This window comes from Brachybacterium sp. HMSC06H03, assembly GCF_001807385.1.
Lineage (GTDB): Bacteria > Actinomycetota > Actinomycetes > Actinomycetales > Dermabacteraceae > Brachybacterium > Brachybacterium conglomeratum.
Genome location: NZ_KV788701.1, coordinates 1 through 5242, shown reverse-complemented (window position 1 = coordinate 5242; position 5242 = coordinate 1). Strand labels below are relative to the sequence as shown.

Sequence of the window (5242 nt, the reverse complement as noted above, 5' to 3'; positions counted from 1 at the left end):
GGGCGGGGCACGCCGCGCCGGCGCGCCGCCCGAAGCGCAGCCCAGGACAGGACGAGGGCCCGTGACCGTCATGGTCACGGGCCCTCGTCGAAGGCGTCGGCGGCTCACGGCCGCCGGGCAGGGATCACTCCCCGTGGGCCTCCTCGTACGCCTTGCGGATCGCGCCGGAGATCCGGCCGCGATCGGGGACCTCGTAGCCCGCCTCACGCGCCCACTCGCGGATGCGCGAGGAGTCGTTCGAGCTCGCACGGGAGCCGGAGGCGGTGCCGCGGGTGCGGCGACCCCCGACGCGGCGCGCCTTGCCGACCCACCCGCTCAGCTCCTCGCGGAGCTTCTCCGCGTTCTCGGCCGTCAGGTCGATCTCGTAGGCGACGCCGTCCAGGGCGAAGCTCACCGTCTCCTCGGCCTTGTCACCGTTGATGTCGTCGATGAGCTCCACGTAGGTCTTCCGTGCCATAGGGGTTCTCCCTCGCTGGTGGTTTCCGGACTTCATCATGAACGCACGCGGTGTTCACGATATCGCCCAGTATCCATTACGAGGCCGGTCATTTCAATCTGATTACGAGGCGTGTGGACGAAGGGATGTTCTCATTCTCGTCCGCCGCCGCATCAGGGGTCTTTCCGGGGCTGCTTCCGCTCGAGCAGCTCCTGCTCCGCCTGCCGCTCGGCCTCCCGCTCGCGGCGGTCGGCCCGCAGCAGCGCGCGGATCACGAACCAGAACAGCAGCCCCACGCCGATCGAGGGCAGCAGCGCACCGGCCTCGAACCAGAACCCGGAGTCCATCTCAGGCCCCCGGCTTCACGAGCGGGAACAGGATCGTCTCGCGGATGCCGAGCCCCGTCAGGGCCATGAGCAGGCGGTCCACGCCCATGCCCATGCCCCCCGTCGGCGGCAGCGCGTACTCCATCGCCTCGAGGAAGTCCTCGTCCAGGCGCATCGCCTCGTCGTCGCCCTGGGCGGCGAGCTCCGCCTGCTGGGCGAAGCGCTCGCGCTGGATGACGGGATCGACCAGCTCGGAGTAGCCGGTGGCGAGCTCGAAGCCGCGCACGTACAGGTCCCACTTCTCGACCACGCCGGGCGTGCTGCGATGGGCGCGCACCAGCGGGCTGGTCTCCACCGGGAAGTCGCGCACGAAGGTCGGCTCGTGCAGGTGGTCGCCCACACGATGCTCGAAGAGCTCCTCGACGAGCTTGCCGTGGCCGTACTTCGGGTGGTCGAGGTCCAGCTCGAGCGAGCGGGCGATCTCCCGCAGGCGCGCCGGGGTGGTCTCGGGGGTGATCTCCTCGCCGAGGGATTCGGAGAGCGAGCCGTAGACGGTGATCTTCGCCCATTCCCCGGAGAAGTCGTATTCGGTGCCGTCGGCGAGGGTGACGACCTGGGAGCCGGTGGCGGCCTCGGCGGCCTCCTGGATCAGCGACTGTGTGAGCTCGCCGATCGAGTCGTAGTCCCCGTAGGCCTGGTAGGACTCGAGCATCGCGAACTCGGGCGAATGCGTGGAATCGGCGCCCTCGTTCCGGAAATTGCGGTTGATCTCGTAGACCTTCTCGAGCCCGCCCACCGCGGCGCGCTTGAGGAAGAGCTCCGGCGCGATCCGCAGGTACAGGTCCAGGTCGAAGGCGTTCATGTGGGTGACGAACGGCCGTGCCGCCGCACCCGAGGGGATCACCTGCAGCATCGGGGTCTCGACCTCGACGAAGTCGCGACCGCGGAAGGACTCGCGCAGGGAGTGCATGACCTCGGAGCGCAGGCGCACCGCGTCCCGCGCCTCCTGGCGCACGATCAGGTCGACGTAGCGGCGGCGCACCCGCGACTCCTCGGAGAGGTCCGCGTGGAGCACCGGGAGGGGGCGCACCGCCTTCGCGGCCATCTGCCAGGAGTCGGCGAAGATGCTCAGCTCGCCGCGCCGGGACGCACCGACCCGGCCGTGGAAGAAGACGTGGTCGCCGAGATCGACGTCGGCTTTGAGAGCGGCGAGGCGCTCCTCGCCGATCACGGCCTGCGAGGCCATGATCTGCAGACGCTCCCCGGCGCCGTCCTGGAGGGTGACGAAGGCGAGCTTGCCCGTGTTGCGCTGGAAGACGACGCGGCCGGAGACGCCGACCTCGTCGTCCGTCTCCACGCCGGCCTCGAGGTGGCCGTACTCCGCGCGGACCTCGGCGATCGTGGCGGTGACGGGGACTGAGACGGGATAGGGCTCCTCCCCGCGCGCCAGCAGGCGCTCCCGCTTGGACCGTCGGACCGCGATCTGGTCGGAGCTGTCGGTCACCTCGGAGGCAGGGGGGTTCTCGCTCATGGCTGCGATTGTCTCATCACCGCGCGCGTGACGGACTCAGGGATCAGGGTGCTGTCGCCACCGCCACAGCGGCGTCCAGCAACCGGGTGCCCTCGACGCGTCCGGCGAGCACGACGAGCACCTCGCCGCGGTGGTCGGGAGCGGCGGGCTCGAGGGTCGCGGGGTCCAGGGCGAGCGCGTAGTCCCAGTCGATCTCCGCCCGCTCCCGCGCGGCCTCCAGCGCGTCCTGGATGCCGGAGAGGGAGGGGGCGGCCGCGAGCGCCGCGGCGATCGTGCGGGACAGGGCCAGAGCCTGCTCCTTCCCGTCCGCGGAGAGATAGGCGTTGCGGCTGGAGCGGGCGAGGCCCGTCTCCTCCCGCTGGATCTCCACGGGCTCGATCCGCACGGGCAGGTCGAGGTCGGCGACCAGGCGCTGGATGATCGCGAGCTGCTGGGCGTCCTTGCGCCCGAACACGCTCAGGTGCGGGTCCGTCAGGCGCAGCAGCTTGGCCACGACGGTGACCACGCCGTCGAAGTGGCCGGGCCGGGCGGCGCCCTCGAGGACCGTGCCGGCGCGACCGGCGCTCACGGAGATCGTCGGCGGCATGACGGGGTACATCTCCTCCACGCCCGGGGCGAAGACGAGGTCCACGAGCCCGTCGACGAGGGCGAGGTCCGCCTCGAGGTCGCGGGGATAGGCCTCGTAGTCCTCCCCGGGCCCGAACTGGAGGGGGTTGACGAAGTCGGTGAGGATCACGTGGTCGGCGAGCTCGCGGGCCCGCTCGACCAGGGCCAGGTGCCCGGCATGGAGGGAGCCCATGGTGAGCACCGCCGCGACCGTCCCGTCCATCGCGGCACGGTGCTCGCGCAGCGCGGACTTGGTGGTGACGAGCATGGTGCGCGGGGTGCTCTCGGGCACGGCGGGGTCCTTCCTCAGCTCTCCTCCGGGGGCGGGTCCGCCTCCAGCAGCGCCCGGATCGTTCCCCGGTCGCCCTCGGCGAGTCTCGCACGCGCGAGCGCCGCGAGGGCGAGGGCGCGGTAGGTGTCGCTCACGTCGCCGGGCTCGAGCGGGGCGGCGGTCGCGTCGAGGTCGGCGAGGGCGTCGAGGTGGGCGGCGACGGTGCCGGCGTCCCCGCGGACCACCGGTCCGGTCAGCGCCCCGCTCCCCCGCTGCAGCGACTCCTCGAGCGCCGCCTCGAGCAGCGGGCGGAGGTAGGCGCCGGGGTCCTCGATGCCGAGCCGGGCCAGCGCCCTGCGGGACTGGTCCACGAGGACCACGAGATGGTTCGCCGCGTGGGCGAGGGAGGCGTGGTAGAGCGGGCGGTCGCCCTCGGCGATGACGACGGCCTCGCCGCCCATCTCCACCACGAGCGCGGCGGCGACGGGCAGGAACTCCTCGCTGGCGGTGATCCCCATCGGGCAGCCGACGAGCCGGGGCAGGTCGGTGCGGGTGCCGGTGAAGGTCATCGCCGGGTGGATCGCGAGGGTCGCGGCGCCGGCGCGGGCGAGCGGGGCGAGCACCTCGGTGCCGTAGCGGCCGGAGGTGTGGACGACGAGCTGCCCGCCGGGGGCGAGGCCGGTCGCGGCGATCCCGCTCGCGAGCGGTCCGAGCTGGTCGTCGGGCACGGCCAGGAGCAGCATCTCGCTGCGCTCGACGAGGGCGGGGACGTCCAGCAGCGGCACGCCGGGCAGGAGCTCGGCGGCCCGCTCGCGGGAGGCGTCGGAGACGGCGTAGGCGCCGGTGAGCGCATGCCCCTCGGCGCGCAGCGCGGCGCCGAGGACGGCGCCGACGCGTCCGGCGCCGATCACGCCGATGCCGAGGCGGGGCGGGGTCATCGGGTCTCCCGCCCGTCGGGGCGCGGGTCGGGGGCGGGTGCGGCGGACCGCTCCTGCTCGGGGTCGCTCCCGGGGACGCTCGCGGGGTCACTGCCGGGCGCCTGCGCGGCGGTGCCGACGGGCGCGAGCGCGGGACGGGGCCAGCTCTCGCGATCCCGGTAGCGGCGCAGGGTGCGGGCGTCGGCGGCGAGCACGGCGTGCACGGCGAGGGCGTCCTCACGACGCAGGTTCCCCAGCAGGAGCGAGTCCCCCGCGCCCTCGACATGGAGGTCCAGCACGCCGAGCCGCCGGGCGAACGGGTCGTCCTCGAGCCTCAGCTCCTGGATCCTCTCGCGGGGGACGATGCTGAGCGTGCGGGACACGAGGCCGCTGCGGTGCACGAGCGCTCCCGGCAGCAGGATGCTCACCTCGGTGCGGCGGGCGATCCAGTACCAGCGCACCGGGGTGCGCAGCCCGGGCAGGTCACGGGCGCGGGCGGTCAGCAGGTGCTCGAGGGTCGCGAGGTCGTCGTCGGTGCCCAGCGGCGCGCTGAGCCGGCCGAGGGTCTGCCGCAGCTCCTCGCGGGTGCCGACCGGGAGCACGCTGGTCGCGCCGTTCTCGTCGTCGTCATCGATCCCGGCCACGGTCGCGGAGACGGCGGTCCAGCCGGGGCCGCGCCACAGGAAAGGCCGGCGCAGGTCGAAGCGCTGGATGCGGCCGGCGGCGATGTTGTCGGTGCGCGTGTTGGCCAGGCCCCGACGCATCCGCAGACCGCGCTCGCTGAAGCGGGAGACGAAGCCCCAGCCGGAGTCGATCCGGCCGAAGACGTACTTCGGCACCGCGATCGCGGTGGGCGCCAGGGCGACCAGGATCGCGATCGAGAAGCCCTCCTGCCACAGGGCGAGGAGCACCGCGACGACCACGCCGACGACGCTCATGACGATCCCGGTGAGGAATCCGAGGTCCCGCACGAGGGAGCGGACGAGCCGCTCGGTGGGGATCCTCGCGATGAGCTCCCCGTCGGTCACCCCGTCGTACAGGACCTCCTCGAGACGACCGCCGTGATCGCGAGCGCCGTCGCCGGCGTCCTGGGGCTCCGCGGCGGAGGAGCCCTCGGTCGGGCCGCCGGCGAGGGCCGCGGAGGCCTCCGCGCCC

The 5242-nt window shown here is 73.2% G+C and carries 6 protein-coding genes; all 6 read right to left on the bottom strand.

Translation table 11 applies throughout. The features are described from left to right. Positions 1–124 precede the first annotated feature (124 nt). Entirely contained in the window at positions 125–457 is a 333-nt protein-coding gene (locus HMPREF3159_RS04420; RefSeq protein WP_010551050.1) for a histone-like nucleoid-structuring protein Lsr2, read from the bottom strand. A gap of 152 nt (positions 458–609) precedes the next feature. Beyond that, positions 610–783 (bottom strand): hypothetical protein, encoded by a 174-nt coding sequence (locus HMPREF3159_RS17405; RefSeq protein WP_168165377.1) that lies wholly within the window; start codon positions 781–783, stop codon positions 610–612. A 1-nt stretch (position 784) separates the two neighbouring features. Next, the gene (gene lysS, locus HMPREF3159_RS04415; RefSeq protein ID WP_070499851.1) at positions 785–2293 is read right to left on the bottom strand and encodes a lysine--tRNA ligase; all 1509 of its coding nucleotides are present in this window, start codon (positions 2291–2293) and stop codon (positions 785–787) included. Positions 2294–2336: 43 nt separating this feature from the next. Then, complete coding sequence (panC, locus tag HMPREF3159_RS04410) at positions 2337–3191, bottom strand: pantoate--beta-alanine ligase (RefSeq protein WP_083305790.1); 855 nt, start codon at positions 3189–3191, stop codon at positions 2337–2339. 14 nt (positions 3192–3205) lie between these two features. After that, a complete protein-coding gene (locus HMPREF3159_RS04405) occupies positions 3206–4108 on the bottom strand; it encodes a Rossmann-like and DUF2520 domain-containing protein (protein ID WP_070499850.1) in 903 nt (300 codons plus the stop codon). After that, the coding region (locus tag HMPREF3159_RS04400) for a PH domain-containing protein (RefSeq protein WP_070499849.1) at positions 4105–5242 on the bottom strand (1138 nt) is incomplete at its 5' end. The genes HMPREF3159_RS04405 and HMPREF3159_RS04400, both read right to left, overlap by 4 nt.